The sequence below is a fragment of the Longimicrobium sp. genome (genome assembly GCF_036387355.1).
In the GTDB taxonomy this organism is placed as follows: Bacteria; Gemmatimonadota; Gemmatimonadetes; order Longimicrobiales; family Longimicrobiaceae; genus Longimicrobium.
This window is the reverse complement of record NZ_DASVTX010000432.1, coordinates 1-2,446: the sequence shown is the minus strand read 5'-3', so window position 1 is coordinate 2,446 and position 2,446 is coordinate 1. Positions and strand designations below refer to the sequence as shown.

Below are 2,446 nucleotides of genomic sequence, written 5' to 3'. Positions count from 1 at the left end.
CCGGCGCCGAGGCGCAGGTGACTTCGGTGCCGGCCAGAATGCCGTGCGTGGCGGCCCTGCCCAGGAAGGGCGCCGGCGATGCGGTCACCGTGACGGTCGCGCTGCCAGAGACCGAGCCGCTGGTGGCGCGCACCGTGTTGGTGAAGGTGCCGCCCGTGTTGCCCGCCGTGAACAGCCCGCTGGCGGCGTTGATGGTGCCGCCGCCCGACTGCACCGACCAGATCAGCCCGGGGGTGGGCACCACGTTTCCGTCGGCGTCACGCCCCGTGGCCGTAAACTGCTGCGTCTGGCCGGGGATCAGCGTCGCCGGGTTGGGCGCGACGGTGATGGTGGCCAGCGGCCCCGCCACCACGGTCACCGTGGCCGAGCCGGAAATGCTTCCCGCGCCGCAGGCCGCCGTGCTGCAGGCGCGCACGGTGCCGGGAAAGGTGCCCGTCACCGTTCCGGCCGTGAACAGCCCCGTGGCGCTGATGGTTCCGCCGCCGGACTGCACGCTCCACACGGGGGTGAAGGCGACCACGTTGCCGTTGGCGTCGCGCCCCGTGGCGGTGAACTGCTGCGTCTGCCCGCCGTTGAGCGTCACGGGGTTGGGGGTTACGGTGACGCTGGCCAGCGTTCCCGCGATCACGGTTACGGTCGCCGTGCCCGAGATGCTTCCCGGGCCGCACGCGGCGGTGCTGCACGCCCGGACGGTGTTGGCGTAGGTCCCCGCCGTGGGCCCCGCGGTGAAGCGGCCCGTGTTGTCGATGGTGCCGCCGCCGGCGCGCACGTCCCAGAAGGGGGTAAAGGCGACGGTGTTGCCGAACTGGTCGCGCCCCGTGGCGGTGAACTGCTGCGCGTCGCCGGCGCCCAGCGTCGCGGGGTTGGGTGTCACCACGATGCTCGCCAGCGTGCCGGCGGTGACGGTGACCGTCGCGGAGTCCGCCAGCGCGCCCAGCGTGGCGACCACGGTTCCGGGAAAGGTGCCCGAAACCGTTCCCGCCGTGAACAGGCCGGCGGGAGAAATGGTTCCTCCGCCCCGCACCACCGACCACATGGGGCTCACGGCGAGCTCGTTGCCCGCGGCGTCGCGCACCGTGGTGGTGAACTGCTGCGTGGCGCCGGCGCCCAGCACGGCGGGGTCCGGAGCGACCATGAGGTTCGCCGCGGGACCGGCCTGCACGATCACGGTGGCGCGTCCCGAAACGGCGCCGATGGTGGCGGCGACGGTGCCGGTGTAGGTCCCGGGCGTGCCGCCGGCGGTAAACAGGCCGGTGGGGGTAATGGTTCCGCCGCCCGCCGCGACCGACCAGTTGGGCGCCGCGTTGATGACGTTGCCCGACGCGTCGCGCACCACGGCGGTGAACTGCTGTGTGGCGCCGGGGGCCAGGGTCACGGTGGGGGGCGTCACCACGATGCTGGCGGGCGCGCCGGGCACCACGGTGACGGTGGCGTTGCCGCTGATGCTGCCGACGGTGGCCACCACGGTGGAGGCGAACGTTCCGGGAACGGTGCCGGCCGCAAACACGCCGGCGGCGCTGATGGTGCCGCCGCCCGCCGCCACGGACCACACCGGCTCGATGCCCACGACGTTGCCGTCGGCGTCGCGGCCGGTGGCCGTGAACTGCCGCGAGGTGCCCACGGCCAGGGTGTCCGGGTTGCGCGTGACGGTAATGCTGGCCACGACGCCGTGGTCCGTCGGGCTGTGCTCGCACGCCGCGGGAAGAACGACGGCCATCGCCGCGCAGAACATCCACGCGATGGTTCGGGGTACCGCTCTGGTGTACATGGAAAAACTCCGGAATGGGAGCAGCAGCATCCCCGGGAACCGGGCAGTCGGCCGGACGCGAGGGGGCAGGCGAGGGAAGTGTAGATTCGTCCTAAAATGTGCAACTCCCAGCGGATACGGCGCCATCGCACATGCGGGGGCGGCGCGGTGTACTGCTTTTGTGCCATGGCGGGGCAGGCGGTGGATCGAATGGGCTAGCTACTGCGGGGGAGGAGTGTGTCATCCCCGGCGGGCCGCCATGGCCGGACCGGGGCCGCGCGCCCCGAGTCGCGCGCAGCCGCGTTCCCGTCCGGCACGGCGGGCGGCGGAAGGGGACGGCGGTCGAGGATCGTGGCGCGCCCTTGCCGCAGGGTCCGCCTCCATGGCGAATGCTGTCCGCACGATGCTTGCGGATCGGCATTCCTCCTTGTTCCTGAACCTGACACGCTCGTTCACCATGATGGCGATGACGCCGCCGCGCGGACGGGCCACGGCCGCTCCGGATCACGATCCCCGTGGCAAGGGCGCGCGCGAGCCGATGCGTCGGCTGCTGCGCGGCGCCCTGCTGAGCGCGCTGCTGCTCGCGCCCGCGGTGTCGGCACAGCAGATCGTGAGGTCGTGGGCCCCGGGCGACGGATTCCAGGGCCGGGGAGCCGCGCTGTGCGTCGCGGCGGGAGAAGTGCTGGAGCGGGACGGGGG

The 2,446-nt window shown here is 72.9% G+C and carries 2 protein-coding genes; one reads left to right on the top strand and one right to left on the bottom strand.

The genetic code is table 11. The features are described from left to right. The coding region (locus VF665_RS18900; protein ID WP_331055015.1) for a beta strand repeat-containing protein at window positions 1-1,768 on the bottom strand (1,768 nt) is incomplete at its 3' end. Between the two features lie 406 nt (window positions 1,769-2,174). Here VF665_RS18900 and VF665_RS18895 point away from each other — a divergent pair. After that, window positions 2,175-2,446, top strand: a 272-nt coding sequence (locus VF665_RS18895; protein ID WP_331055014.1) for a hypothetical protein, incomplete at its 3' end; no start/stop codon positions are given.